Origin of the sequence: Bradyrhizobium sp. AUGA SZCCT0169, from assembly GCF_018130085.1 — a bacterium.
Lineage (GTDB): Bacteria > Pseudomonadota > Alphaproteobacteria > Rhizobiales > Xanthobacteraceae > Bradyrhizobium.
The window spans coordinates 47727-73348 of record NZ_JAFCMC010000001.1; the positions used below are offsets into that span (position 1 = coordinate 47727).

A 25622-nucleotide genomic window follows, 5' to 3' on the forward strand; every position below is an offset into this window, starting at 1 on the left:
AACCTCTGCGTTGCCGGGTTTTCGAGATCGGGCACGGGGGATCGGTACCGCGCGCGAAAACGGAGACGGTCATGGCGGACGAAACGGGCAAATTCGACATTCCCGCATTGGGCAACTCGGCCTTCGGCATACCGAACCGCCGGCAGTTCATGCTGCTTGGCGCGGGCGCTGCGGCGGGGCTGAGTGCCACCGCCTCCGCCTTTGCCCAGACCGAACGTCCGGGCAATCCGCCCGCCAAGCCACGCGGGCAGGTGATCGCGGCCCTGTCGCAGGAGCCGACCGTCTTTCATCCCCTGATGCCCGGTATCGAGGTCGATCAGGGCGTTTGGTGGCAAGTCTTCTCGCCGTTGTGGTTCATCGATCCTGATGGAAACTTCGTTCCTGACCTGGCCCGCGAAGTCCCCACCATCGAGAACGGCGGGCTGTCGGCCGACGGTCTGATCTGGAAGATCAAGCTGCGCAGTAACGCCAAGTGGCATGATGGCACGGCGTTTACGGCCGATGACGTCAAGTTCTCCCTTGAGCTGATCAACAACACGGATTTCCGCGCGCGCAACCGCGTCGGCCATAACCTGGTCAAGGACATCAAGGTCGTCGCGCCCGACGAGGTTCATTGGCGCATGGAGGCGCCGTATTCGCCCTATATGTCGATCCTGTCGCTGACCTGCATGGTGCCCAAACACATCCTGGAGAAGGTCTCGGATCCGAACAGCTCGCCGTTCCACAATGCACCGGTCGGGACCGGACCGTTCCGTTGGGGCGAGCGCGTGCCTGGCGACCATATCCTGTTGCACGCCCATACCGGCTACCACGGCAAGGGGCCTTATCTGGAGCGCGTCGTTTTCAAATACATCCCGGACCTGACCGTCCTGTACACCCAGTTCCGCACCGGCCAGGTCGACTACACCGGCTTGCAGGGAATCCTGCCGAACTTCGTGCAAGAGGCGAAAACGCTGCGTGGCCGCAAGATTTTCGTGTCGTCGACGGCCTCGGTGGAGCATGTCGCGCCGAACCTGGATTTCGGTCCATTCACCGATCGCACGGTGCGCGAGGCGCTATATCTCGCGATCAACAAGAAGGCGATCATCGACGCGCTCAATTACGGCCTGCCGACGCAGACCGAGAGTTTTGTGCCGCAACAGGCCTGGTCGTTCCAGCAGGGCCTGCCGCAGCACAGCTACGATCCGGCGAAGGCCAACGCGCTGCTCGATGCGGCGGGATGGGTCCGCGGCGCAGGCGGCATCCGCGAGAAGGGCGGCGCCAAGCTCGAATTCACCAATTCGACCACGTCCGGCAACGCCGTGCGCGAGCAAACCCAGCAGCTGCTGATTCAGGACTGGCGCGCGATCGGCGCTGCGATGCGCGTGAACAACATGCCGGCTGCGGTCATCTGGGGCGAGTTCTGGCAGCAGTCGAAGTTCAACTCGGTCCTGGTGTCGGTGAACTTCATGCTGGGCAGCGATCCGGACGTGACGCCGCGCTTCGGCTCGGGCGCCATCCCGGCCAAAGGCGGACGCGGCTTCAACACCTATCAATACCAAAGCCCGGAAGCCGACCGGCTGCTCGCCGAGGGCGCCAAGCAGTTCGATCTTGCAAGGCGCAAGGCGATCTATGGCGACCTTCAGAAGCTGATCCGCAACGACCTCGCGGTGCTGCCGCTGTTCCAGGGCACCATCACCGAGGGCGTCAAGGAAGGATTGCAGGGCTTCCGGCACAACATCAACGCCTCGTCCAACTGCTGGAACATCCGCGAATGGTACTGGACCTGACGCGTTTGATCCGGGGGATTGCCTGAATGGCCCGTTACGTCGCCAATCGCCTGATGCAGGCGATCATGTTGCTGGTGATCGTCTCGGCGCTCGGCTTTGCGATCCTCCATCTGGCGCCTGGCGGCCCGCTCTCGCAATTCGCCGCCTCGGCGCAAATGACGCAGGAGGACCTCGATCGCGTCACCAGGCAACTGGGTCTCGATCGTCCGCTGCCGATCCAGTATCTCGACTGGTTCGGTCGCATGGTCAGGGGCGACTGGGGTCGCTCCTATCGGGACGGCGAGGCGGTGCTGTCCGTCATCGGCTCGCATCTCGGTGCCACGCTCGAACTGATGGCGACCGCGACCCTCATCGCGGTTCTGCTCGGCTGCTGGATCGGGGTGCTTGGCGCCGTGCGCCGCTATTCCTTGTTTGATTCGCTGGCAACTGTCGGCGCCATGATCGCGCTTTCCATTCCGACGTTCTGGTTCGGGCTCGTCACGATCTATCTGTTTTCGGTGAAGCTCGGCTGGTTGCCGTCCGGCAACCGGCATACGATCGGTGACGGCTCTTTTCTCGATCTCCTGCATCATCTGATCGCACCGGCCGTCGTGCTGGCGCTCGTCGAGACCGCCATCTGGGGACGCTTCATGCGCTCCTCCATGCTCGAGGTCATCAACCAGGATTACATCCGCACGGCGCGCGCCAAGGGGATGCCGGAGTGGCGCATCCTGACGGTGCATGCCTTGCGCAACGCCCTGCTGCCGATGATAACAGTTGCGGGTCTTCAGTTTCCAACATTGCTCGGCGGCGCGCTGGTCACCGAGACCGTCTTCACTTGGCCTGGCATGGGCCGGCTGTTCCTCGATTCGATCGGCTATCGCGATTATCCGGTCGTGATGGGCATCCTGATGTTCTCGGCCATGATGGTGCTGATCGGCTCGCTTCTCGCCGACATCCTTTATGCCGTCGTCGATCCTCGGATCCGGGTGGGATAGGCGATGAGCACCGCAGCCCTGCAGACCGTCCAACTTGCTCCCGGCCAGGCCGCCTGGCAACGCTTCCGCCGTCACCGGCTGGCCTTGGCGGGTGCCGTGACTATCGTCATCCTCGTGCTGGGTTCGGCGTTCGGCCCTTATCTTTTGCCGTTCGACGACACCTATATCGACATCATGAAGCGGTTCGCGCCGCCATTGTCGGGAGCGCACATCCTTGGCACCGACGAACTCGGCCGGGACGTGCTGGCGCGGCTGATGATGGGAGGGCGCGTGTCGCTCTCCATCGGCATCGTCGCCATGACCATCGCCATGGCGGTCGGCATCCTGGTCGGCGCTTTCGCGGGCTTCTATGGCGGCGTCATCGGCGCCGTGCTGATGCGGTTCGTCGATGCCGTGCTGTGCTTCCCGGCGATCTTTCTGCTGCTGGCGCTCGCGGCGCTCACCGAGCCGGGTCTGATGACCACCACCTTGCTGATCGCGGCCACCGCGTGGATGAGCGTCGCGCGCGTTGTGGAAGCGCAGGTCCGTTCGCTTCGCGAACGTGAGTTCGCGATCGCCGCCGTGGCCTTCGGTTCGTCGAACCTGCGGATCATGTTCCGCGAACTCGTGCCAAATGCCATGGCGCCGATCGTGGTTGCGGCGACGCTCAATGTCGCCAAGGCGATCCTCCTCGAATCCTATGTCAGCTACCTCGGATTCGGTATTCAGCCGCCGGCCGCGAGCTGGGGCAACATGCTCAACAATGCGCAGATCTACATGACGAGTGCGCCCTGGCTTGCGATCGCGCCGGGCATTGCCATCACACTTGCCGTGACAAGCTTCAACTTCCTCGGCGACGGACTGCGCGACGCGCTCGACCCGCGCATGAACATCCCATGAAGCGCCAACCAGAGCGTTTTCCAGCGAAGTGGATACCGGTTCGCGTGAAGAAAACGCGTCAGAACAAAAGCCTAGAGCCCCGCTCCGATACAATCGGAACGGAAAAGGCTCTGCCTTCGATCAACTTTACTGTCAGGAGAGTCTCATGTCCCCGCCACTCAGCCGCATCACAAGCGACGAACGCTTGCCGGCGCAAGCCGATGTCGTCGTCATCGGCGGTGGCGTCATCGGCGTTTCGGCGGCCTATCACCTGGCGAAGAAAGGACACTCCGTCGCGCTGATCGAGAAGGGGCATGTCGGCGCCGAGCAGTCGAGCCGCAACTGGGGCTGGTGCCGCCAGCAGGGCCGTGCCCGCGCCGAGATTCCGCTGGCCCGCGAGGCGCTGCGGCTGTGGGAGGACATGCAGAACGACGCCGGCGTCGATGCCGGCTTTCGGCGTACCGGTGTCTTGTTCCTGACCAAGAACCCGCAGGAACTGGCCGCGTGGGAGAAATGGGCCGAGATCGCCCGCGAACAGCAGGTTCATTCAACCGTCTTGTCGGCGGCCGAGGTCGCCGAGCGCGTGCCCGGCAATGCCGACATTTGGGTCGGTGGTTTGCACACGCCGAGTGACGGGCGCGCCGAGCCTTCGATGGCCGTGCCGGCGCTCGCGGCCGCCGCGCGCAAGCACGGTGTAACGATTCATCAGGGCTGCGCCGCGCGCGGGCTCGAAACCCAAGGCGGACAGGTAAGCGCGGTCGTCACCGAGAGGGGGGCCATTCGCACGCAGTCCGTGCTGCTGGCGGGTGGGGCCTGGTCGTCGCTGTTCTGCCGGCGCCACGGCATTGAGCTGCCGATCGGCCTCGTCAACGCCACCGCGTGCCGTACCACGCCGGCGCCGGAAATCACGATGGGCGCGCTCGGCACCGACTTTTATTGCATTCGCCGCCGCCTCGATGGCGGCTTCACGCTGGCGCTGCGCGGCCGCGGCACGGTGGAAGTGTCGCCGGATCTGTTTCGCTATGCCAAAACCTTCTGGCCGACCTACAAGCAGCGCCGCAAGGGGTTGAAGCTGTCGTTCGGAAAGTCGTTTTTCGACCAGATCATGCGCGGCACCAGCTGGAGTCTCGACAAGCCTTCGCCGTTCGAGACCGAGCGGGTGCGCGATCCCGCGCCCGATATGTCGCTGGTCACTTCGGCGCTCGCGGCGCTGATCAAGTCAAATCCCGAGTTGAAAGGCATCGAAGTCGCGGAGGCCTGGGGAGGCACTATCGATACGACGCCCGACACCATTCCGGTGATTTCACCTGTCGCTGCGATGCCAGGGTTTTTCCTCGCGACCGGCTTCAGCGGCCATGGCTTCGGCATTGGCCCGGCAGCCGGCAAGCTCGCTGCCGACCTCGTCACGGGCGAAACGCCGCTGGTCGATCCGGCGGCCTACAGCCATATGCGCCTGATCGACGGCCGGCCGCTGGCGCCGGTCAGCCTCTTCTAGCGGTGCCGGATCGGGGCAGCTCGCCATGACATTCCTCTACAAGGCGAATGCAACCCGCGGCCTCGAATGGGCCCGCCATTTTGCGGCGCGCGCCCCGGAGCTGCCGTTCCGGCTCTGGCCCGATATCGGCGATCCGGCAGAGGTACGCTATCTCGCGGTATGGAGCCCGCCGGAAAACATCGCCACAACCTTCCGCAATCTCGAACTCGTCTTCTCGGTCGGGGCAGGGGTCGATCAATTCGATTTCTCGCAGCTCCCGCCTCATGTTCCGCTCATCCGCATGCTGGAGCCCGGCATTGCGGAAGGCATGGTTGAATATGCCACCATGGCCGTGCTCGCGCTGCATCGCGATCTCGTGCACCTCATCGCCCAGCAGCGTCAGCAGATCTGGCGCGAGATCCGGATCACGCCGGCGGCGAAACGGCGTGTTAGCGTGATGGGCCTCGGCCTGCTCGGTCAGGCGGTGCTTGAACGGCTCAAACTATTCGGCTTTCCGCTCGCGGGGTGGAACCGCTCCCCACGCACCATAGAGGGTGTCACTTGTTATGCGGGCCGGGAGACATTGCTGGATTTTTTGGCGCAGACCGACATCCTTCTCTGCCTGCTGCCGCTGACCGATGAAACCCGCGGCATCCTGAATATGAGTCTGTTCGAGGCACTGCCGCACGGTGCTCAACTCGTCAATGTCGGGCGGGGCGGGCATCTGGTCGAGGCAGACCTGATTGCGGCGCTGGAGCGCGGCCTGTTGTCGTCAGCCGTTCTTGACGTCGCCGAACAGGAACCGCTGCCGGCAGGCCACCCGTTCTGGAACCATCCGCGCATCCTGCTCACACCACATATCGCAAGCATGACGACGCCGGAAACGGCGGTCGAATTCGTGCTCGATACCATCGGTCGCCACCGCCGCGGTGAAATCTTGCCGGGGCGTGTCGATCGTGACCGCGGCTACTGAAACCGTGCATTGAAAGCTTCAGGATGAGTATTGGCCCAAGCGGACTTGACCATCTCGCCACCGGCGTGAAGCCGGCCCAGGCAGCGGGTTCGCCGGTGCTGTCGATCGCGGGTCTGACCACCTCGTTCATCCGCGACGGGCAATGGATTCCCGTCGTCCGGAACGTGTCGTTCGACGTTGCCGCGAAGGAGACTGTGGCGATCGTCGGGGAATCTGGCTCGGGCAAGAGCGTCACCGCGCTCTCCATCATGCGGCTCATTCCGCAGGAGAGCGGCCGCATCGTGGGCAGCATCAAGCTCGCGGGTCGCGATCTCCTGACGCTGCCCGAACAGACCATGCAGGATGTGCGCGGCAACGAAGTTGCCATGATCTTCCAGGAACCGATGACCAGCCTCAATCCGGTGCTGACCATCGGCTTCCAGATCGCCGAAGCGCTGATCTACCATCGGGGCATGTCGCGCGCGGCGGCCGAGGCCGAGACCGTTCGCCTGCTCGAGAGGGTCCGCATCCCGGCGGCGAAGTCGCGTTTCCATGAACATCCCCATCGCTTCTCCGGGGGCATGCGCCAGCGCGTGATGATCGCCATGGCGCTGGCCTGCAGGCCGAAGCTGCTCATCGCCGACGAGCCGACCACCGCGCTCGACGTCACGATCCAGGCGCAGATCCTCGAACTCCTCAAGGTTCTGCAGGAAGAAGAGGATATGTCGATCCTCTTCATCACGCATGACATGGGAGTGGTGGCCGAGATCGCGGACCGCACCGTGGTGATGTATGACGGCCAGGCGGTGGAAGCCGACAGCACCGCACGGATCTTCGCCGCGCCTTCGCATCCTTATACCCGCGCGCTTCTCTCCGCTGTGCCGCGTCTCGGCTCCATGGAAGGGCGGGCGCGGCCGATGCGATTTCCGATCGTCGACAAGGTAACAGGAACGTCGGATGAACCGACGGAGACGCCCGATACGGTCGCCGCATCAGAGCGGCCGGTGCTCGACGTCGCCAACCTGACCACGCGGTTTCCGATCCGCTCCGGCCTGTTCGGCAAGGTCTCGGGCCGCGTCCATGCGGTGGAGAACATATCCTTCAGCGTGCACGCCGGCGAAACACTGGCGCTTGTCGGCGAGTCCGGCTGCGGCAAGTCGACGACGGGACGGTCCATCCTCAAGCTGGTCGAGCCGGACAGCGGCTCCGTGCTGGTCGACGGTGAGGATGTCCTCGGCATGGGCGCCTGGGCTCTGCGAGCGTTGCGCAAGCGCATGCAGATCGTCTTCCAGGATCCGTTCGCGAGCCTCAATCCGCGCATGTCGGTCGGCTCGGCGGTCGCCGCGCCGCTCTATGCCCATGGACTGGCTTCTTCGTCTCAAGCGCGCGACAAGGTTGCCGATCTATTGGTTCGCGTCGGACTGACGGCGGATATGGCGTCGCGCTTTCCGCACGAGTTCTCCGGCGGGCAACGCCAGCGCATCTGCATCGCCCGCGCGTTGGCGCTCGGGCCCAGGCTGATCATTGCCGACGAGGCGGTCTCGGCGCTCGACGTCTCGGTCAAGGCGCAGGTGGTGAATCTGATGCTCGACCTTCAGGCGAGTATGGGCCTGGCCTATCTCTTCATCTCCCATGACATCGCGGTGGTCGAGCGGATGAGCCATCGTGTCGCTGTCATGTATCTCGGCGAAATTGTCGAGATCGGGCCCCGCGCGGCGGTGTTCGGGAATCCGCAGCATCCCTATACCAGGAAGCTGATGGCGGCCGTACCGATCCCTGATCCTGCGCGCCGCGCCGAGAAGCGCGGTGTATCCAACGACGAAATCAAAAGTCCCGTGCGCGCGCCCGACTACCAGCCTCCGGTCCGCCAGTACCGCGAGGTCACACCGGGCCACGTCGTCCAGGTTTGGGACGAAGAATGGTCGGGCTAACCGGTATCCCGAATCGCGTGTGAGCGCGCCTGCTCAGCCCTTCACCATATCTCCGAGCAAGTTCGCCGCCACCGTCAGCTTCGCGAGCGTCAGGCCGCTGGCCACAATCTCCTCGACCGAGCGGCGAATGCGCGTCGCTTCAGGATGAGCCGCCAGCCAGCTCCCGGCGGCCTCCTGGCCGCATTGGCCGGTTGCCAGCATGTCCGCAGCCAGCCTTCTTTCGGCGGCTGCGATCTGGTCAATGGCGCGATCAATGGCGAGACGTTCGTAGTTATCGTTGGCCGGGACGCTGCGTGCCGCGGCGATAAGGCGATCGAGACGGAAATTAGCCTCGGCGGCGAAGAAGGTAGCGGCGGCGTCGCCGATGGTCCGGCTGGTGCGCTCCGCTACAGTCACGATATCCGGTGCCGAGACCAAGGCGTCGAGATCGGCGAACTCGCCTGCGACGTCGGTTGGGACGCCGGCATCGATCAGGTCTTGCCGTCGCTTGCCGCGCCCGGCCAGCAAGTCCTCCGGAAGGGTCTTGTCGAGCCCAGCGACGATCTCGCGGATGCTCGGGCCGAAGCGCGCGATGACCGGGTCCAGACCGGCCTTGAAATCGACGTTGCGCACATACCAGACCATCCGGGAGAGCAGGAGATCCTGAATCGCGGCGTAGAGGGTAAGTTGCAATTGCCCGTCGATGCGGGTATCGAGCGCATCGATCGCGTCGTTCAGCCGCTTCAGACCGTAGGATTCATTCACCGCCACGAAGGCCATGACAATGGTCGACGCCTCGGCGTCCGTCTCGTCGATCAGGCGCACGACACACGCCGGGCCGCCGCGATTGATGACGGCATTGGCGAGACTGGTGGCGATAATCTCCCGCCGAAGGCGATGCTGTTCCACTGCAGCGGGGAATTTGTCCTTAACCTCGCGCGGGAAGTACTGAGACAATTCGCGGGCAAGATACGGATCGTCAGGCACGCTGGCGGCGAGCAGATCGTCGTAAAGCGTCAGCTTGGCGTAGGCAAGCAGCACGGCAAGTTCCGGCCGAGTCAGGGATTGGCCGCGCCGGGCGCGTTCGGCGATCGCCGCGTCGTCGGGCAGGAATTCCACAGCGCGGCTGAGAAGGCCGCGCTGCTCGAGCGACTGCATCAGGCGCGTGAGGAATCCGATCTCTGCCAGGCCCTTGCGTTCGGCCAGCGAAAGCGCCAGCGTCTGCAGATAATTGTTACGTAGCACCAGGGCGCCGACCTCGTCGGTCATCGCGGCCAGCAGGCTGTTGCGGTCAGCCGCACTGAGGTGTCCCTCGCGCTCGGGGCGCGCCAGTGCGATCTTGATATTGACCTCGACGTCGGAGGTGTTCACGCCGGCCGAATTGTCGATCGCGTCGGTGTTGAGCCTGACGCCTTTCTGCGCAGCTTCGATGCGGCCGCGCTGGGTCACGCCAAGGTTGGCGCCCTCGCCGATCACCCGGGCACGGATATCGGCGCCGGTGACGCGGATCGGATCGTTGGCGCGATCGCCGACCTGATCGTCACTTTCCCCCGACGCGCGGATATAGCTGCCGATGCCGCCAAACCAGAGCAGGTCGACGCGCGCTTTCAGAATCGCCGTCATCACCTCGAACGGCGTGGCTTGCGGCTTGTCGAGATCAAGCAGGCTGCGGACTTCCGGGGCGAGCGCAATGGCCTTGAGAGAGCGCGAGAACACGCCGCCGCCTTGCGAGATCAGCCCCTTGTTGTAATCCTGCCAGCTCGACCGCGGCAGGTTGAACATGCGCAGGCGTTCGGCGTGGCTGACGGCCGGGTCGGGCGAGGGATCGATGAAGATGTCGCGGTGATCGAAAGCCGCGACCAGCCTGGTCGCCGGCGACAGCAGCATACCATTGCCGAACACATCGCCGGACATGTCGCCCACGCCGGCGGCGGTGAACGGCATGGTCTGAATGTCGGTGCCGAGCTCGCGGAAGTGGCGCTTCACCGCCTCCCAGGCGCCGCGCGCCGTGATCCCCATCTTCTTGTGGTCATAGCCCTGGCTGCCGCCGGAGGCGAAGGCGTCGCCGAGCCAATGGTTCTTCTCGGTCGAGATCGCGTTGGCGATGTCGGAAAAGGTGGCGGTGCCCTTGTCAGCGGCGACGACGAGGTAGGGGTCGTCGCCGTCATGCCGCACGGTGGAGTCGGGCGACACGATGTCGTCACCGTCGAGATTGTCGGTGAGTTCGAGCATGGAGCGAATGAAGATGCGATAGGCTTCGGTGCCTTCGGCCATGAAGGCGTCGCGATTGGAGGGCGGCGGCAGGCGCTTGGGCACGAAGCCGCCCTTGGCGCCGACCGGCACGATCACGGCGTTCTTGACCTGCTGGGCCTTGACCAGGCCGAGGATCTCGGTGCGGAAGTCTTGCGGCCGGTCAGACCAGCGCAACCCGCCGCGCGCGACCTTGCCGAAGCGCAGATGAATACCTTCGACACGCGGCGAATAGACGAAGATCTCGTAGAGCGGCCGCGGGGCCGGCAGGTCCTCGATCTTGCGCGCGTCGAACTTGAACGAGATTACCGGACGCGGATGTCCGTCCTGGCCGATCTGCCACAGATTGGTGCGGATGGCTGCCTGCACCAGATTGGTGAAGCGGCGCAGGATGCGGTCTTCGTCGAGCGAAGCGACGGATTTGAGCTGCTCCTCGATCTCGGTGAGGAGGGTCGCCTCACGTGCCGAGCGCTCGGCGTCGGTGGCGGCGAGGCGCGGATCGAGGCGGGCCTGGAACAGCGCGACCATGCTGGCGGTGATCGCGGTGTTCCTGCGCAAGGTCTCCCACATGTAGTCCTGGCTGAACGGCGCGCGGATCTGGTGCAGGTAGCGGGAGAGCGCGCGGATGGTCGAAACCTCGCGCCAGCTCAGGGCCGTACGCAGGATGAGGGCGTTGTATCCGTCGGATTCGGCCCGATCGCCGACCACCGCCATGATCGAGGCTTCCAGACGATGGCCGAATTCCGAGCTGATCACGATCGGCTTGCCGTCGTTGGCCTCGATCGTCATGTCGTGCAGCCATACCGGCGCCGGCGCCGGCATGGCGCGAGGCACGATCTGATAGGTGCGCTCGTTGACGACGCGCAGGCCGTGATGTTCGATCACCGGCACCCGGTACGACAGCGACAGGGGCGCGCCAAGCGAGAAGACCTTGAGACCGAAGCGCGTTGGATCGTCTTCGCCCTCGATATGGTGGGCCGAAATCGCCACCGGTCGCGCCGGGGTGAGCTTTTCGATGGTGGCGATATCGGCAATCGCCTGCGAGGTGCCGAAGGCCTCGGTGTAGCCGCCAGTGAAGGCCTGGGCGTAACGGTTGGCGAGCATGCGCGCTCGCATGCCGTCGGTGGAGGCGGCGAGCGCCGCCTTCAGCTTGTCGCCCCAGGTCGCGGCGATGGTGCTGATCTCGGCTTCCAGCGCAGCGCGCTCGACGACAGGCGTTTTGCCGTCATAGCGCCCGATGATGTAGTGGACGCGCGCAAGCGATCCCTCGGGGAAGGAAGCGTACGAGGCCGCCAAGCGCCCCTTGTAGACCTGCGCCAGGAAGTCCCCGACGCGCGTGCGCACATCGGTGTCATATTTCTCGCGCGGGATGAAGACGAGGATGGAGACGAAACGGTCGAACTTGTCGGCCCGTGCCAGCGCCCGCACGCGGGGACGCTCATAGAGCGTCAGGACTTCCATGACGAAATTGTAGAGCGTTTTGGCATCGAGCTGGAAGAGCTCGTCGCGTGGATAATCTTCGAGGATATGCAGGACCGCCTTGCCTGAGTGACTGGCTGGGTCGAAGCCGGCGCGCTGCAGCACCTGTTCGACCTTGTGGCGGACATAGGGGATCTGCCGCGCCGAGCGGGTATAGGCACCCGAGGTGAACAGGCCGACGAGGCGCAACTCGCCCTCGAGCCGCCCGTCGGACGCATAGAGCTTGATGCCGACATAATCCATGCGGACACGCCGATGAACACGGCTGTTCACATTCGCCTTGACCACCATCAGAACGGTCGGCTCGCGCATGAATTCGCGGATTTCCGGCGTCATGACCACCATTTCGGCGCCGCGGCGAAGAACCTTCACATCGGGATCACGCAGGATGCCGAGGCCTTCGCCGGTGCTGATGTCGTCCGGCGCATCGGCGTCGGGCGAGAATCGATATTCGCGCAAGCCCAGGAAGGTGAAATTGTCGGCGCACAGCCATTGCAGGAACTGGTTGGCTTCGGCGACCTCGTCGATCGGCAGCGGCGGCGGATTGGAGCGGAAGGTCATGATCGCCTGCTCGACCCGGGCGCGCATGGCCCGCCAGTCGCCGACGCAGGCGCGCACGTCGTTGAGCGTCCTGGTCAGGCCCTCGATCAGTTTCTGGCGGTCGGCATCGGCGTCCAGGCGCGCGATGTGGAAATGAATCAGGCTTTCGCGTTCGCCCTTTGCTCCCTCGGGCAGCGCTTCGCCGTGGAAATGCTCCAGCTTGCCTTGGTCGTTGCGCTCCACGGCGATGATCGGGTGGGCGACCAGCGTGACCTCGATGCCCCGCTCGGCGAGCTCCGCCATGGTGGAATCGAACAGGAAGGGCATGTTGTCGTTGAGAACTTCGAGCACGGAAATCTCGCGCCCGTCGGGCATCATCGGATTGACGACACGGATGTCGGCACGGCCCGTCGTGCGTTGCTGCACATGCTCCCAGGCCTGTTCCGCCAGGAAGGCCAGGGAGGCCGCATCGTAGTTGGCGAGGTCCTCGAGATTGGTATGGCCGAACAGATGCTCGGCAAAGGATCGGGGCGCCTTGCCTGGCTGCACGTTACCCGCAGCTTCGCGGATCAGGGTCGCCCGGGCCTTGTCGTCACGCCACGACGCCATAAGGTCCTCCATTTCTCTCGCCGTCTGACCGCAGCCGCGATCGTTCGCTGGATTCTGGAGTGCATCTCTTTGGGCGCATCGCTTTGGCCGGGATTGATCGTGTACGCACAATCCTCGGTCTCGGAGCCTCAGCAGCCCTTGATGATTATGCCATCAAATCTCGAGAAACGCATCTTCAGTATGCGTTTCAGCCGGCTTCGAGAGGGCTTGACTTACTGGCAGGTAGGTTATCGGAGGTCGGGAAAAGTCACCCGCCGCGGCGAATTCGCGCAGCCTTGCTGATCGGCGAGGCCGAATCTTGCGCGGTTGATCGAGGCTCCGCCGGCGGTTGATCGAGGCCCCGCCGGTGGCAGTAAGCTCACCGGCGGTCGTAGACGATGGCAAGGGTCAGGCCGCTTTGGCTTTCGATTTCGCCACGTGGGTAGCGATCGCATCCATCAGCGGCGGCGACAGGCAATCATAGGGCTCGAGCCCGAGCTCCGTGAGGCGGGCTCTGATCCCCGCCATGTCCGACGGAGCAACGCCGGCTTCGATCACGGACGATACAAACGCGGCAAACCCTGGTGCCGCCGAACCGGCTTCCTGGAATAGTTCGGGGTGGATGAAGTCGAGGCCGTAGAACGGATGTCCCTTGTTCTCGATCCGGCCGTACATATGCGTGCCGCAGGCCTTGCAGGCGTGGCGTTGGATCGCCGCCGACGCATCGACGATTTGCAGCTTGTCGCCGTTTTCCAGCACCGACACATTCTCGCGCGGCACGACCGCCACCACCGAGAAGGTTGCCCCTGCCGGCTTCCAGCATTTGGTGCAGCCGCAGGCGTGGTTGTGGGCGACATCGCCCTTGATGCCGACCTTGACCGCCTTGTCCGAGCACTTGCAGACAAGGGTGCCGCCGGCAAAGCTGCCCGATCCCTTCTTGACGCCGCTGTCGACCGATGGGTGGATGTGAACAGTCATGGGCCTATCCTCCTTATGTTTGACGTTCTTTGGCTTTAGAAAACGACGACCGAGCGGATCGACTTGCCCTCGTGCATCAGATCGAAGCCCTTGTTGATCTCTTCCAGCGTGAGGACGTGGGTGATCATCGGGTCGATCTCGATCTTTCCGTTCATGTACCAGTCAACGATCTTCGGGACATCGGTACGGCCGCGCGCGCCGCCGAACGCAGTGCCTTTCCACACCCGGCCGGTCACCAGCTGGAACGGCCGGGTCGCGATTTCCTTGCCGGATTCCGCCACCCCGATCACGACAGAGACGCCCCAGCCGCGATGGCACGCCTCGAGCGCCTGGCGCATCACTGTCGTGTTGCCGGTGCAGTCGAAGGTGTAGTCGGCGCCGCCGTCGGTAAGCGTAACGAGATGCGCAACGATATCGCCGCCGACCTTGGTCGGGTTGACGAAATGGGTCATGCCGAAGCGGCGACCCCATGCTTCCTTGCTGTCGTTGATGTCGACTCCGATGATCTTGTCGGCGCCGACCATTTTGGCCCCCTGAATCACGTTGAGCCCGATTCCGCCAAGTCCGAACACCACCACATTGGCGCCCGGCGTGACCTTGGCGGTGTTGACCACCGCGCCGACCCCGGTCGTCACACCGCAGCCGATGTAGCAACTCTTGTCGAACGGGGCGTCTTCGCGGATCTTTGCCAGCGCAATTTCCGGCAGCACGGTAAAGTTCGAAAACGTCGAGCAGCCCATGTAGTGGAAGACGGGCTTGCCGTTGTAGCTGAACCGCGACGTGCCGTCGGGCATCACGCCCTTGCCCTGGGTGGCGCGTATCGAGGTGCAGAGGTTGGTCTTGCCGCTCAAACAGCTTTTGCACTGGCGGCATTCGGGCGTGTAAAGCGGGATCACATGGTCGCCCGGCTTCAGTGACGTGACCCCCGCGCCGACCTCGCGAACGATGCCGGCGCCCTCATGGCCGAGGATCGACGGAAAGATTCCCTCGCTGTCGAAACCGTCAAGCGTATAGGCGTCGGTGTGGCAAATCCCGGTCGCCTTGATTTCGACAAGGACCTCACCAGCCTTCGGCCCGTCGAGGTCGACCTCGACGATTTCGAGCGGCTTTTTTGCTTCGAAAGCCACAGCTGCGCGCGTCTTCATTCTCAACTCCACTTTTCGTCTTGAGGGCGCTGCAAGGACACCTGTCCCCCGCGCTCACTCCGGATGATCATTTCCTGCCCATGCAGGAATTCTCCGCCTCGGTGTAGGCGTCAGGCTTGTCTTCTTTCTTGGCAGGACGCACGCGCCCGACCGCGTCATTGGCGCGGGCGCGCAGATAGATGTAGAGGTCGTCCATGTAGCAGGCGACGTTCGGATTATCGCCGAGCGCCGGCATCACGTTCTCCTGCGACGAACTCACGTTCTTGCGGCCGCTCGCGACAACGCCGACGAAGTCTCCGTAGCTCATGGTCTTGACCGAATCGGTGAGGGCTGGGGCGTAGGTCGATCCCATCCCGTCGGGGCCATGGCAGACATGGCATTCCGAGTGATAGCGGCGGTATCCGGAGTAGGTGTACCAATCCACCGTGCCGTCAGGGGCGACCTTGAAGGTCGGAGTGCCTTCCTTGTCGAAGTACTTTCCGTCCTCGGACTTGACGGCAGTCGGATCGACCGCGTCTGCAGCGAGGGTAATTCCGCCAGATACCGCGAAGATCATTGCGGCGCCCACAAACCAGATTTTACGCAAGAGATTGTCCTCGGAATTCGTTGGGAAGTGCTCCGGCGCATGGAGCCAGTCCATGCGCCGGAACGTAGATGGTTCGGCTTACTGCGGCAGGGCGAATACGGTCAGTGATCCGCCGAGCGCCGTGTAGTTGCTCAGCGCGGCGTAGCCGCCGACCGCGCCGAGACCAGCGGTCGGATCGGTCAGACCGGCCGCAAGGCCGATGCCCGCCCAACCACCGACGCCGGACAGAACTGCGATATACTGCCGGCCGCCCTGCTCATAGGTCGTGACGTTGCCGATGATGCCGGACGGGGTCCTGAACTTGTAGAGTTCCTTGCCCGTCTTGGCATCGACTGCCTTGAGGTAGCCTTCGAGCGTTCCGTAGAACACCACGCCGCCGGCGGTGGCGAGCGCACCGGACCACACCGAGAACTGCTCCTTGTTCGACCACACGATCTTGCCGGTCTTGTTGTCCCAGGCAATGAAGTTGCCCATGTGGGATTCGCCGGGGGGCGGGTACATCGAAAGCGTCGCCCCGACATAGGGCTGGCCTGCGGTGTAGCTCACCTTGAACGGCTCATAGTCCATGCAGACGTGGTTGGTCGGCACATAGAACAGCTGGGTATCCGGCGAGTAGGCTGCCGGCTGCTCGTCCTTGGTGCCGAGCGCGGCCGGGCAGATGCCCTTGGTATTCTTGTCCTCGCCGGTCTGTTCTGTCGAATATTGGGCGACGACCTTGGGACGGCCGTAGGTCGGCGAGCTCTTGTTCATGTCGACGCCGGTGGTCCAGTTGACCTTCGGGTCGTACTTTTCGGCTACCAGCAACTCACCGTTGACCCGGTCCATCGTATAGGCGAGCCCGTTGCGGTCGAAATGGGTGAGAAGCTTGCGCTCCGTGCCATTGATCTGCTGATCGCTCAGGATCATTTCGTTGACGCCGTCATAGTCCCATTCGTCATGGGGCGTCATCTGATAGACCCAGCGGGCCATCCCGGTGTCGGCATTGCGGGCAAAAATGGTCATCGACCACTTGTTGTCGCCCGGGCGCTGCTTCGGGTTCCAGGTCGAGGGATTTCCCGAGCCGTAGTAGACCATGTTGAGCGCGGGGTCATAGGACAGCCAGCCCCATGTGCAGCCGCCACCGATCTTCCACTGGTCGCCCTGCCAGGTCTTGATGCTGGAATCCTTGCCGATCGGCTTGCCGAGATCGGTCGTCTTCTCGGGGTCGACCAGGAGCTGATCGTCCGGCCCTTCGGAGTACGCCCGCCACACCTGCTTGCCTGACTTGATGTCGTAGGCGGTGACGTGACACTGCACGCCGAACTCGCCGCCGGAAATGCCAATCAGGACCTTGTCCTTGATGACGAGGGGTGCGGAAGTGCCGGTAGCGCCCTTGCCGGGATCGCCGTTCTTTACCGACCACTCAACCTTGCCGGTCTTGGCATCGAGAGCGACCAGCGTGGTGTCGGCCTGGTGCAGGAAGATCTTGCCGTCGCCATAGGCCACGCCACGGTTGACGGTGTCGCAGCACATCACCGGAATGACGTTCGGATCCTGCTTCGGCTCGTACTTCCAGACGATCTGTTGGTCCTTGGATAGGTCAAGGGCATAGACCTTGTTTGGGAACGGCGTGTGGACATACATCATGTTGCCGATGATGAGCGGTCCGCCTTCGTGGCCACGCAGCACGCCGGTCGAGAAGGTCCAGGCGACCTGGAGCTTGCCGACATTGGCCGCCGTGATCTGGTTGAGTTTCGAGTAGCGCGTATTGGCGTAGTCGCCTGCCGGCATCACCCAATCCTTCGGGTTCTGCGACATTTTGATCAATTCCTCGTTGGCTACGGCGCTGCCCACGGCGAACGCCGCCATGGAACCAAGACAAGTTGCAACTAGCAGTCTGCGCATTGCGTCCTCCCACTGATGAAGCCCAGGTACCGCCGAGGCGGCCCACTTTTTCGATTTTGTCCCGTATCTTTATCCCGTTCGGGAATGGGAAACTTGCCCAAGAGGGAAGGGCATTTGCTCCAAAGCGAACCTTGGCGAGATTTCTGTTTTCCTGCCGAATCGCTGTGGGGGTTGCCACACATAAGGCAGCGGTTTGGGCAGCCACTGTGCGGCGCACTACGACGGATGTCGCACGATCGAGGCGAACCTTCCCCTTGACGGCGCAGAAACTAAGTCGGAGGATTGTCAAGTGGATGCCGGGACATACGTTGCTTAGGCAACAACGACCGTTCTAAATTGAGGTAAATCAAACTTCACCGTGACCGAGTCTTCCGCGGCAACAGTTACGTTTCTCGAATCGGTGGCTGGAAATGGTTGATACGGTCCACTCGCTTACCACTTCGGGATTGTCGCCGAAGAAGCAGATCCAGTGCTGGTCGGATGCACTGACGGATCTTTGTGGCCAATTTGACATAGATCCGTTGAAGGCTTCGTCGCTCGAAGCGCGTGTCAATTACACGACGGTCTCAAAGCTGAAGCTCTGTCAGATCGAGGTCAGCCAGCATCGCATCGCGCACACCGTGTCCCGTTCAAAAGCCAGCGAGCATCCCTACGTCAAGATATTGTTTCAGACGCACGGCGTTTCCTATTTCGAGCAGGAGGGCCGGCGCATCGAGCTGATGCCCGGCGATTGTCTTGCCTACGATGTATCCTGTCCGCATACGATCGTCAGTCCGGCGCTGACGCGGCATGAAGTCGTCATTGTGCCGAAGGCGCTGCTGCAGGAGCGCGGCTTCCATACAGCGCGGATGTCGGCGTGCAAGCTCTCGGCGCGCACCGGCACCGGCCGCATTGCCTATGACTTCGTTCATGCCGCATTTGACCAGGCTGCGAGACTGTCACCGAACAACGCGGTCGTCGTCGCCGATTCGCTGATCGATCTGTTGCTGTTGCCGCTGCGCGAGGCGGACGCGAGTTTCGATCGCGGCGGCCCCGAGGCGATGTATATTCGCGCCCAGGCCTTCATCCGCGAACATCTGCGCGATCCTGATCTGTGCATCGATCAGATTTCCGCGGCGCTGGGCTGCACCAAGCGTTATCTGCACATGCTGTTCAGCGACCGGGGCATGACCGTCAGCGACTATATCTGGCAGGCACGGTTGCAGAACTGCCGCCACGAACTGGAGACGCACGGCGGCAAGACCGTCACGGATGTTGCATTTTCATGGGGCTTTTCGAGTTCTTCCCACTTCAGCCGGGTCTTCCGCAGGTATTTCGGCATTGTTCCGTCTTCGATCCAAAAGGCGCAGCACAGCAGCCCGGCTCCAGACGCTTCCTAGGCGCCCTCGCTTAACCCCGCATCGGTCACGTGTTCTGCCACGTCCAGACGGCGGCGTGTGAGCGCTTGATCAACCCATCGGAACATGCGGGCAGACGCTTGGCCGTGGCTGCGACCCACGCTTGTCGATCGGCACATTGCAATTGTCGATCCGCTGCTCATCCATCCATTTCCTGCCGAGACGCTCCTTGCCGGTCAGTGCGCAGGCGGGTTTGCTGAATCCGATGTCGGCTGCCCGAGTCGCGAATTGTCCTGGGCGTCGGCCGCTGGCCCTGGGCAGACGGCGAGAAAGATCGCGAGCGTTCCGCAGATCAATGGTCGCATGTGAAATCGCCTCGCAATTTGTTGGCACTGATCGGAACATGAGGTGCGCCCGATTAAACAATAGCGAGATTCGACCCGCCACCCGGAACCCGTGGCCTTCGAACCGGTTGCTCCTCCGTCCTGACGTGCCGGGGCGCGCGGCAGGTCCAAGGAGGATCAGATGAACACGAAACGACTCATTCTCGCGGCTTGCTCGATCGCTGTTTTGAGCATCAGCACCGCAATGGCAGGCCCGTGCGACACCACCGGTCGCGCTGCAAATCTGAAGGACGCGGGTTCCGGACCCGCATCGGTTGGCAGTGGCCAGACCACCGGCAAGGCTTCCGACACCAGGGAACACGCGGCAACCAGCACGATGAATCGTGCAACCGACGATGTTGCAGCGTCTTCGCAGGACACACAAAAGCAGATGCAAGGTCAGCCGACGGCCGCGCAGGAGGCCCAAGGCGCCAAGACTGACGGCCAGACCGCGAAAGCCGATGAGGACTGCTAAACGCGCCGACGGCTGAAACATGCGCCGCATTGAACAGCCTTCAGGGCCCGTCCTTCGGTGGAAGAATCGGAGCGGGCAGCGGTGCGAATTCGATATTGCCGGCTTCACCGGTCAGGAACGATAGATCGAGCGGACCGCCGCTCATCGGATCGCCGCCCGGTGCAGCCGTCGGGCGAAGCATCGAGACATCGGCGGGACCTTCCGGCGCGGGTCGCCCATTGCCGGATCCATAATCGGCCGCGCGTCCGCCCTGCGGATGGCCTTTCATGATCTCGTCGCGCGCCGCGGTTACCTTGTGCGCGAGTGCCGCGGAATAGGGCAGGCGATGGGCCCGCGGCTGACCGTTCGGAAGATTGGCGGCATCGAGTTCCTCGACCCAGATATGCACCGCACCGGGATCGCGATCGAGCGGGTTCGGCTCGACAACCCGCGCCCACAACAACTGGAACTGCGACGGCAGCGGTGCGGGCGCCGACCAGCCGGCCAAGCCTTCGATGCGGAAGAACGCCACGCAGTAGTAGACGCTGGTGACAAGCACGGCCGCTGCCTTGAGCTGCCAGGATACGCGGGCGCGCAGCACAAAGATCAGCAATAACGCCGCCAGCAGCGCGTAGGCGATCGACAGACCCAGGATTTCCTTCTGCAATTCCATGGTCAGCCACTCTTGCTGAGCCGGTTGCGCAGCGTCTGCAGCAGCGATTTCTCGTGATGGTTGACATCGACGATGCTGCCGCTGGCGTCGATCGAAAAGCGGACGGCGGTGCGTTCGGTGCCCGCGCTTTGCATCATCATCTTGTCGTAGTGGACGACCTGAACCGTTGGATTGAGCTTCTCGACCTTCACCGAGACCGGCACGGGTTCGCGGCCCATCGCGATAAAATGATAGATATTCACGGTGTATTCGCCGGCGACGATGCCGCGGATGCTGACCGTCTCCTGGCGGATCGGCGACAGGACCTTGCGGCCGTTGACCAGAATGAAATCGTTGGCGCCGCCACGATCGTCGCGGTCGAGCAGCATGAATCCAGCCTCGCGCCGCCGATACCAGACCATATTGCCAAGCGGGTCCTGAACGAACATGTCGAAGTCATCAGGATGCTGGTCGGGCCAGGCCATCGTGACGAGGAATTCCGCCTTGCTGTCGATCTTGCCATCCTTTGCCTCGGGCGCGATGGCCAGCAATGCGACGAAGAACAGGAAGGCAAGGACCTGCAGCGCCTTGAACAGCATGACCGCGAACGGATCGAATGGTTCCTCCTGCGGCATGAGGTCATATTCGTCGATCATTCCGCGGCCTCAGGCCTGTTCTCCAGGATCGAAACCACGCGGACTTCCGTCAGCCCGACGGCGAATGCAAACAGCTTCGCGGTCGCGTCGTCGAGCATGTAGTACTGGATCCTGACGAGGATGGAACCGACGAGACCGGCGAGCGTCGTGTACATGGCGACCGCCATGCCGTCGCTCATCAAATTCATCGAAGACCTGACCGTGCTGCGGTCGCTGGGATCTAACCCCGCAATTGGCGCCAGCATCATGATGAATCCGATGATCGTGCCGAGCAGGCCCAGCTTCATCAGCGTGTCACTGGCGAAGGCGCCAAACTGGTTGGAGCCGCGTAGCCGGCTGGCCAGTCCGCGCAGCAGCAGCGTCTGATCGAGCTTGCGGGATCCCTGCAGGCGTGCCTTGACGGCAAGGTCACGAATGTGGGCCGCGACCAGGCCGGTTGGAAGCAGGCCGGCGCCTTCGACGACGACGGCGTCGCCGTCAAGATCAAGGCGACCCGATCCAGATGCGATCAACGCGCCGGTGCGGCGCGCCGCATCGCCCTCGCGCGCAATCACGATCGTGCGCCACAGGCAATGCAGCGACGTCGCAACATAGAGCAGCGCGATGATCGGCGAGAGATAGGTGCGATCGCCAGCGATCATCTGCCGAATGAGGCCGAAGCGCCACAACAGAAAGAACGCAAAAATCCACAGCCCGGTGAAGACCAGCCATCGCAACAGAGGCCCGCGGTCACCAAAAGAATCAAGATCGCCACTCGCCGTTGGCATCCGGACACCTCGACCCAAGAACCTGGACCCAAGAACCTCGACCCAAGAGAACACCAGCCTTCCACATGTCGCATGGGCAGGCAAACCGAATTCGTCAAGTGGTGTTCAAGCTTCCGTTGGGCACGAGGTCTTTCACGGCCCGTGCGCTATTGCGCTCATGTCGCGTAGCGAGCCGGTGTTCCGTATTTGCCTAGGAGCGAAGTGACTTTGTCCGAGAGGGAAATATTGGCGCCAGGTGCGGCACTCCCGCGTTGTGCGTCGATGTTCCGTACTTGCGCTGCGTCCGGGGCCGCCCTAGGTTCTGCTCCGGCGTGAACGTCGCGCCAAACTAGTTGGGAGGACCCCGAATGACTTGGAAGACTCCGAAAATTGTCGAAGTGTCGGTGGGCATGGAAATCAACATGTACGCCTGCGCATCGCGCAAATAGACTGCACCGAAACGATCTGCCCGGCTCTGGCTGCATTCTGTTGCTCGAGCCGTGGCAGGCGTCCGGTTCAAGATCTGGTCCGGCTCGAGATTTAGTCCGGCGCGAGAATTAGTCCGGTTCAGTATCTCAGAACATCGCCTCGCGAAATTACGCAGCACCCAGCTCCCTTTGCATTGATCGGCTTGCGTCAGGCTTCCTGCAGAAGAAGCTTGCCATTTGATCTTCCCTGACGGGGGCGCCCTCGCGCCGGCACCGGGTGCCATGATCCGGAATTCTGGGATTACGCCTTTCGATTCCTTGGCCGCCGCCATCTGCGCCATGCTAGGGTGCCGGCAGTGACGCCTCGTTCATTCCCGTCGTTTTCATTCCTGTGGCTCGTGGATGCCAATTCGTTCGAACACCTGCCGGGCGGTATTCGTCTGTCTCGCCGTGCTGCTTCCGGGTGCCGTTTGCGCGGAGGGCATTGATACCGAGCATCTGTTCGGCTTCATGATCGGCACGGATATCGGCACTGTCGGCGAGCGCGAGCTGCAGAGCGAGACCACCGGACGATTTTCCAAGAATGGCGGAAAGTATCGCGCGATCGGGCAGGAATTCGAATTGGAGTTCGTGCCTGCCCAAAATGTTCGGGTGGAGTTGGGAACCAGCTTTGCGTCCCATTACATCCGCGGCGTTCCAGGCCTGGAGGATCGGCGCCAATTGTCGTGGGAAGGCGTCTCCTTGGACCTGCGCTACCGGTTTCTCGATCGAGACGCGGCGCCCTTTGGCTTTACCGTCGCGGTAGAAGGCCACGGCAGTCGCATTGACGAGACCACGGCGGCGGCGGTGCGAAGTTATGGGGCGGGGATAGCGCTGGCGTTCGACCGCGAAGTAATTCCGAACGTCGCCGTCGCTGCACTCAATCTGATCTACCAGCCGGAATGGACGCGCGTTGTCGGCACCGGAGCCGCGGACCAGGAATCAACCATCGGCGCTGCGCTCGCCTTGATGGTGCAAACACGTCCGGGCTTCTTTCTCGGCGGCGAAGCCCGCTACCTCAGGCAGTATGAAGGGATCGGGTTGAAGGAATTCGAAAGCCAGGCGCTGTTTGTCGGGCCCACCGCCTATTTTCAATTGTCGCCGCGCTCACGATTGACCGCGGCCTGGAGCATTCAGGCATGGGGGCGTCCGGCCGGATCGAATGCGGCGCTCGATCTCGTCAACTTCGAACGCCATCACGCGCGGCTGATTTTCGGCGTTAACTTTTGAGCCTGTGCGGCTGACTCGAGGTCGCCGGGAACCGGATTTTCACGGTGTGGTGAAACTTTGCTCTGCCTGATACGTAGCTGTTTGTGTTATCTATTCAACGCACTAGCTCTGGGATCTCAGGCATGAATGCGATCGACCTGGTACTGACCGTGTGTGCCGTGCTGTCGCCGGCCACCTGCGAAGAGCGGCATCTGGTGTTTTCATCGGATGTTTCTCCGCGGCAATGCGTCATGGCTGCGCAACCCTATATCGCGCAATGGGTCGGCGAGCATCCGAAATGGACCGCGGTCAAGTGGCGCTGCGAATATCCGCACCACAACGACCGGGCGGACAAGGGCGAAGTGACGCCCGCAGGCTGAAGCCATCCTGTCAGGCCGCAAGGGCTACTTGTTGCAGTCCTTTAGATCCTTGTCGGCAATCGAAAATACGGCATCCGCCTTGATCTCGATGTCCCTCACAAGGCACTGCCGCGCGTCGGGATAACTTACCTTGGCATCGTATTGTCCCGGCTCCACGCCCGTGATGCGAAGGCGTTCGTCGTGGTCGACCTCCTTGTCCTTGTCGTTCAGGGTCAGGTTAGGTCCCCAAGTGTCTTTCCCGACCGGCGACAGCTGGAAACCCGATATTGTCGAGGTGGTCAGGTTCCAGAGCCGGATGCCCTTGCCCTTGCTCTGCGCGGCGAGTTCGCCGGCGCCCGCCAACAACAGCACGACCAAGGCCAGTATCCATCGCATTATGAGATCCTCCCGCGGCAAGCCTCAAGCGCTTCCTACCTTATCAGACGTTTCCGGTTTTTCGCCGTCTCGAAAGTTTTTGGTGCTTTTCAATCTCGCTGAATCACATCGAGCAACTATGAGGCATCCCGCCCGGTGAGACCGCCGTTGATCCGCTGCATGATGTCCGACTTGATCGCCGCGATCTCGGCGTCGCCCCGCGCGCGACGCGGCGTGCGGATGGGCAGATCGGCGACAACCCGGGCCGGGCGCGGCGACAGCAGAAACAAGCGGTCGCCGAGGCGGGCCGCATCGTCCACGTCATGGGTCACCAGCAGCGTCATCACGGAACGGCCGTCGACCAGCATGGCAATCTGATCGCGCAGGCGCGCGGCGAGGGCGCCATCGAGCGAGGCCAGCGGCTCGTCGAGAATGAGGAAATCCGGCTCGATGGCGAACGCGCGCGCGAGCGCGACGCGCCGGGCAAGGCCGAGCGATAATTCGCCGGGAAAATGCTTGCGATGCTCGTTCAGCTCCAGAATTTCGAACAGCGCCGAAAGCTTCGTTTCGTCGGCCAGGGGTGCGACAAGCCGCACGTTTTCCTCGACCGATCGCCACGGCAGCAGCCGCGGTTCCTGGAATACGATGCCGATGCGCGCGCCGGCCGGACGCACCACGCGTCCCTGAAAGTCGTGGTCGAGGCCGGCGAGAATCCTCAGCATGGTACTCTTGCCGCAGCCGGATGGACCGACCAAAACGCCGACCTCTCCGGCATCGAGCGCAAAGGCCACGCCGGCGATCACGTCGTGCTGTTCGCCCGCCGCGTTCCTGAACTTCTTGCTGGCTATATCGACGTCAAGCCGCACGGGGGCGCCACCGGGATAGCCGGGCCTCAAATGGCTGCACCAACACGGTTTCGATGACGAGCACGACCGCCGCGAAGCTCAGTGAGTAGGCGAGCAAAAGCGGGATGTCGAACAATTGGAACGCCACGCCAATCTCGAAGCCAACGCCGTTCGGGCGTCCAAGCAGTTCCGCAACTAGGACGATCTTCCAGACCAGAGAAAGGCCCGATCGCGCAGCGGCCGCGATATAGGGCGCCAGTTGCGGCAATATGACGTGCCGGAACGTCCTTGAGCGCGGCAATGCAAATACTGTCGCCATTTCGTCGAGCGCCGCGTCGAGTGCCCGCGCGCCCTCGCGTAACGTCACGACGGCGGTCGGCAGCTTGTTGATGGCAATTGCCGCAATGGCGGCGATTTCCGTCAATCCGGCCCAGATATAGGCGAGCACGATGACCACGAGCGCGGGTAGATTGAGCAGCAGGATCAGCCAGGGGTCGCCCAGCCGGTCGGCAAGCCGCACTCGGCCCATCAGGTAGCCGATGGCGGAACCCAGCGACATCGCCAGAGTGAAGGCGAGCGCCACGCGCGCCAATGTCACGCCGAGATTGAGGAACAAGTCACCCGACTTCGCTTCCGCAAGCATGGCCGCGAGGACGGTGGGCGGAGGCGGCAGCTTCGCGTCGCCGGCGAGCAACGAGGCGATCCACCAGGTCGCGAAGAACACGGCGAATGACAGCAGACGCGGCACC

Annotated in this window: 22 protein-coding genes; 11 read left to right on the top strand and 11 right to left on the bottom strand. The window is 62.9% G+C overall.

Going from position 1 to position 25622, the window contains the following annotated elements:
- The first annotated feature begins 71 nt into the window (after window positions 1-71).
- The 6 genes from JQ609_RS00225 to JQ609_RS00250 all read left to right on the top strand — a co-directional run bounded on the left by JQ609_RS00225 (window position 72) and on the right by JQ609_RS00250 (window position 7961).
- Window positions 72-1769, top strand: coding sequence for a peptide ABC transporter substrate-binding protein (locus JQ609_RS00225; RefSeq protein ID WP_212271600.1), 1698 nt, complete (start codon window positions 72-74; stop codon window positions 1767-1769).
- A gap of 26 nt (window positions 1770-1795) precedes the next feature.
- Window positions 1796-2746, top strand: a complete 951-nt coding sequence (locus JQ609_RS00230; protein WP_212207734.1) for an ABC transporter permease — start codon at window positions 1796-1798, stop codon at window positions 2744-2746.
- Between the two features lie 3 nt (window positions 2747-2749).
- On the top strand, window positions 2750-3625 hold the full coding sequence (locus JQ609_RS00235; protein ID WP_212032686.1) for an ABC transporter permease: 876 nt from the start codon (window positions 2750-2752) through the stop codon (window positions 3623-3625).
- A gap of 145 nt (window positions 3626-3770) precedes the next feature.
- Window positions 3771-5099: an FAD-binding oxidoreductase gene (locus tag JQ609_RS00240; RefSeq protein WP_212271601.1), complete on the top strand. Its 1329-nt coding sequence runs from the start codon at window positions 3771-3773 to the stop codon at window positions 5097-5099.
- A gap of 25 nt (window positions 5100-5124) precedes the next feature.
- Window positions 5125-6051 (top strand): glyoxylate/hydroxypyruvate reductase A, encoded by a 927-nt coding sequence (locus tag JQ609_RS00245; protein WP_212271602.1) that lies wholly within the window; start codon window positions 5125-5127, stop codon window positions 6049-6051.
- A 23-nt stretch (window positions 6052-6074) separates the two neighbouring features.
- Window positions 6075-7961 carry an ABC transporter ATP-binding protein gene (locus JQ609_RS00250; protein WP_212207738.1) on the top strand — a complete coding sequence of 629 codons (1887 nt, stop codon included), beginning with the start codon at window positions 6075-6077 and terminating at the stop codon, window positions 7959-7961.
- Window positions 7962-7994: 33 nt separating this feature from the next.
- Here the strand turns inward: JQ609_RS00250 and JQ609_RS00255 are convergent, their stop codons facing one another.
- From JQ609_RS00255 to xoxF5, 5 genes are all read right to left on the bottom strand, one after another.
- Window positions 7995-12830, bottom strand: coding sequence for an NAD-glutamate dehydrogenase (locus JQ609_RS00255; RefSeq protein ID WP_212271603.1), 4836 nt, complete (start codon window positions 12828-12830; stop codon window positions 7995-7997).
- 375 nt (window positions 12831-13205) lie between these two features.
- Window positions 13206-13775 (bottom strand): S-(hydroxymethyl)glutathione synthase, encoded by a 570-nt coding sequence (gene gfa, locus JQ609_RS00260; protein WP_212271604.1) that lies wholly within the window; start codon window positions 13773-13775, stop codon window positions 13206-13208.
- Between the two features lie 35 nt (window positions 13776-13810).
- Window positions 13811-14920 carry an S-(hydroxymethyl)glutathione dehydrogenase/class III alcohol dehydrogenase gene (locus JQ609_RS00265; RefSeq protein WP_212271605.1) on the bottom strand — a complete coding sequence of 370 codons (1110 nt, stop codon included), beginning with the start codon at window positions 14918-14920 and terminating at the stop codon, window positions 13811-13813.
- Between the two features lie 67 nt (window positions 14921-14987).
- A complete protein-coding gene (locus tag JQ609_RS00270; protein ID WP_212207821.1) occupies window positions 14988-15476 on the bottom strand; it encodes a c-type cytochrome, methanol metabolism-related in 489 nt (162 codons plus the stop codon).
- A gap of 108 nt (window positions 15477-15584) precedes the next feature.
- Window positions 15585-17390 (bottom strand): lanthanide-dependent methanol dehydrogenase XoxF5, encoded by a 1806-nt coding sequence (xoxF5, locus tag JQ609_RS00275; RefSeq protein WP_212207742.1) that lies wholly within the window; start codon window positions 17388-17390, stop codon window positions 15585-15587.
- A 410-nt stretch (window positions 17391-17800) separates the two neighbouring features.
- Between xoxF5 and JQ609_RS00280 the strand changes: the two genes are divergently transcribed.
- Together JQ609_RS00280 and JQ609_RS00285 are read left to right on the top strand one after the other, a co-directional pair.
- A complete protein-coding gene (locus JQ609_RS00280; RefSeq protein ID WP_212207743.1) occupies window positions 17801-18769 on the top strand; it encodes a helix-turn-helix domain-containing protein in 969 nt (322 codons plus the stop codon).
- Between the two features lie 483 nt (window positions 18770-19252).
- Window positions 19253-19585: a hypothetical protein gene (locus JQ609_RS00285; protein ID WP_212271606.1), complete on the top strand. Its 333-nt coding sequence runs from the start codon at window positions 19253-19255 to the stop codon at window positions 19583-19585.
- A gap of 40 nt (window positions 19586-19625) precedes the next feature.
- Here JQ609_RS00285 and JQ609_RS00290 read toward each other — a convergent pair whose 3' ends face one another.
- The 3 genes from JQ609_RS00290 to JQ609_RS00300 are packed head-to-tail and all read right to left on the bottom strand — an operon-like array spanning window position 19626 to window position 21639.
- Complete coding sequence (locus JQ609_RS00290) at window positions 19626-20237, bottom strand: hypothetical protein (protein WP_212271607.1); 612 nt, start codon at window positions 20235-20237, stop codon at window positions 19626-19628.
- 2 nt (window positions 20238-20239) lie between these two features.
- Complete coding sequence (locus JQ609_RS00295; RefSeq protein WP_212271608.1) at window positions 20240-20872, bottom strand: hypothetical protein; 633 nt, start codon at window positions 20870-20872, stop codon at window positions 20240-20242.
- On the bottom strand, window positions 20869-21639 hold the full coding sequence (locus JQ609_RS00300; protein WP_212271609.1) for a MotA/TolQ/ExbB proton channel family protein: 771 nt from the start codon (window positions 21637-21639) through the stop codon (window positions 20869-20871). Before JQ609_RS00300 ends, JQ609_RS00295 begins: the two co-directional genes overlap by 4 nt.
- Before the next feature lie 347 nt (window positions 21640-21986).
- On the opposite strand from JQ609_RS00300, the gene pqqA reads away from it, so the two are divergent.
- The 3 genes from pqqA to JQ609_RS00315 all read left to right on the top strand — a co-directional run bounded on the left by pqqA (window position 21987) and on the right by JQ609_RS00315 (window position 23674).
- Entirely contained in the window at window positions 21987-22067 is an 81-nt protein-coding gene (gene pqqA / locus JQ609_RS00305) for a pyrroloquinoline quinone precursor peptide PqqA (protein ID WP_192736930.1), read from the top strand.
- Between the two features lie 381 nt (window positions 22068-22448).
- Entirely contained in the window at window positions 22449-23315 is an 867-nt protein-coding gene (locus tag JQ609_RS00310) for a hypothetical protein (protein WP_212271610.1), read from the top strand.
- A gap of 122 nt (window positions 23316-23437) precedes the next feature.
- A complete protein-coding gene (locus JQ609_RS00315) occupies window positions 23438-23674 on the top strand; it encodes a hypothetical protein (protein ID WP_192736678.1) in 237 nt (78 codons plus the stop codon).
- Between the two features lie 24 nt (window positions 23675-23698).
- On the opposite strand, the gene JQ609_RS00320 is transcribed toward JQ609_RS00315, so the two are convergent.
- The 3 genes from JQ609_RS00320 to JQ609_RS00330 form a co-directional block, all read right to left on the bottom strand.
- Window positions 23699-24049 carry a hypothetical protein gene (locus tag JQ609_RS00320; RefSeq protein ID WP_212207749.1) on the bottom strand — a complete coding sequence of 117 codons (351 nt, stop codon included), beginning with the start codon at window positions 24047-24049 and terminating at the stop codon, window positions 23699-23701.
- Window positions 24050-24165: 116 nt separating this feature from the next.
- On the bottom strand, window positions 24166-24894 hold the full coding sequence (locus JQ609_RS00325; protein ID WP_212271611.1) for an ABC transporter ATP-binding protein: 729 nt from the start codon (window positions 24892-24894) through the stop codon (window positions 24166-24168).
- Complete coding sequence (locus tag JQ609_RS00330; RefSeq protein WP_212207822.1) at window positions 24884-25621, bottom strand: ABC transporter permease subunit; 738 nt, start codon at window positions 25619-25621, stop codon at window positions 24884-24886. Before JQ609_RS00330 ends, JQ609_RS00325 begins: the two co-directional genes overlap by 11 nt.
- Between the last annotated feature and the right edge of the window lies 1 nt (window position 25622).

Coding starts and splice junctions, on each gene's coding strand:
- JQ609_RS00250 (WP_212207738.1), top strand. CDS start 6,075: ATGAGTATTGGCCCAAGCGGACTTGACCATCTCGCCACCGGCGTGAAG.
- JQ609_RS00225 (WP_212271600.1), top strand. CDS start 72: ATGGCGGACGAAACGGGCAAATTCGACATTCCCGCATTGGGCAACTCG.
- JQ609_RS00255 (WP_212271603.1), bottom strand. CDS start 12,830: ATGGAGGACCTTATGGCGTCGTGGCGTGACGACAAGGCCCGGGCGACC.
- JQ609_RS00230 (WP_212207734.1), top strand. CDS start 1,796: ATGGCCCGTTACGTCGCCAATCGCCTGATGCAGGCGATCATGTTGCTG.
- JQ609_RS00285 (WP_212271606.1), top strand. CDS start 19,253: ATGAACACGAAACGACTCATTCTCGCGGCTTGCTCGATCGCTGTTTTG.
- JQ609_RS00300 (WP_212271609.1), bottom strand. CDS start 21,639: ATGCCAACGGCGAGTGGCGATCTTGATTCTTTTGGTGACCGCGGGCCT.
- JQ609_RS00315 (WP_192736678.1), top strand. CDS start 23,438: ATGAATGCGATCGACCTGGTACTGACCGTGTGTGCCGTGCTGTCGCCG.
- JQ609_RS00265 (WP_212271605.1), bottom strand. CDS start 14,920: ATGAAGACGCGCGCAGCTGTGGCTTTCGAAGCAAAAAAGCCGCTCGAA.
- gfa (WP_212271604.1), bottom strand. CDS start 13,775: ATGACTGTTCACATCCACCCATCGGTCGACAGCGGCGTCAAGAAGGGA.
- JQ609_RS00290 (WP_212271607.1), bottom strand. CDS start 20,237: ATGGAATTGCAGAAGGAAATCCTGGGTCTGTCGATCGCCTACGCGCTG.
- JQ609_RS00320 (WP_212207749.1), bottom strand. CDS start 24,049: ATGCGATGGATACTGGCCTTGGTCGTGCTGTTGTTGGCGGGCGCCGGC.
- JQ609_RS00245 (WP_212271602.1), top strand. CDS start 5,125: ATGACATTCCTCTACAAGGCGAATGCAACCCGCGGCCTCGAATGGGCC.
- JQ609_RS00295 (WP_212271608.1), bottom strand. CDS start 20,872: ATGATCGACGAATATGACCTCATGCCGCAGGAGGAACCATTCGATCCG.
- JQ609_RS00270 (WP_212207821.1), bottom strand. CDS start 15,476: ATGATCTTCGCGGTATCTGGCGGAATTACCCTCGCTGCAGACGCGGTC.
- JQ609_RS00235 (WP_212032686.1), top strand. CDS start 2,750: ATGAGCACCGCAGCCCTGCAGACCGTCCAACTTGCTCCCGGCCAGGCC.
- JQ609_RS00240 (WP_212271601.1), top strand. CDS start 3,771: ATGTCCCCGCCACTCAGCCGCATCACAAGCGACGAACGCTTGCCGGCG.
- pqqA (WP_192736930.1), top strand. CDS start 21,987: ATGACTTGGAAGACTCCGAAAATTGTCGAAGTGTCGGTGGGCATGGAA.
- xoxF5 (WP_212207742.1), bottom strand. CDS start 17,390: ATGCGCAGACTGCTAGTTGCAACTTGTCTTGGTTCCATGGCGGCGTTC.
- JQ609_RS00310 (WP_212271610.1), top strand. CDS start 22,449: ATGCCAATTCGTTCGAACACCTGCCGGGCGGTATTCGTCTGTCTCGCC.
- JQ609_RS00280 (WP_212207743.1), top strand. CDS start 17,801: ATGGTTGATACGGTCCACTCGCTTACCACTTCGGGATTGTCGCCGAAG.